General features: G+C 32.2%; 1 protein-coding gene. It reads right to left on the bottom strand.

The features are described 5' to 3' along the window. Positions 1-100 precede the first annotated feature (100 nt). Positions 101-319 carry an EexN family lipoprotein gene (locus tag ACFIO5_RS13475; protein ID WP_375705688.1) on the bottom strand — a complete coding sequence of 73 codons (219 nt, stop codon included), beginning with the start codon at positions 317-319 and terminating at the stop codon, positions 101-103. Positions 320-531 lie beyond the last annotated feature (212 nt).

Raw genomic sequence — 531 nt, 5'->3', positions numbered from 1 at the left:
AAAAGCGCCCCAAAAGTTAGAGGCAAAAATCCAAAAAACGGAATAAAATCAATCACGGTCCAATCCCTTCTTGAAATAATAATTTACTGAATTTTATTTTTTAATGAAAGCCAAAAAGAAATTCCATATATGCTTGTTTAACGTTTCGACAATTTTTAGATTTCTCTCTGACAGATTCCTCCATTTTTTCACATTTCATTCCCCATTCTTGCATCAATTTTTTATCTTTTTTAAATTCTTCAACACTGTAGTTTTTTTCACACCCCACAGCGACAAGCCCTGTGCAAAGCAACAGTGCTGTTATAATGATCTTATTCATCGTTTTACTCCTCTCTTTGTTTTATACTTTAATAAAAATGTCGTTGGATTCATAAAATCCCTGTATCGCGCTCTCACATATAACTTTCCTTTGACAAATACGTATACTTTCAATGCTAATATGTTAAATCATGAGAACCGCTTTATTGGTCAGACTTGCATTTGTAATGTTATCTACACAGCTACTCTTTGTATTTGAACTGTTTAAACTTC

The organism is Bartonella sp. AA86SXKL (assembly GCF_042196885.1).
Note: the sequence above shows the minus strand (reverse complement) of the source record. Positions and strands in the feature narration are given on the sequence as shown.

What these genes read in the sequence shown, in the direction of transcription:
- ACFIO5_RS13475 (WP_375705688.1), bottom strand. Translation starts at nt 319, where the DNA reads ATGAATAAGATCATTATAACAGCACTGTTGCTTTGCACAGGGCTTGTC.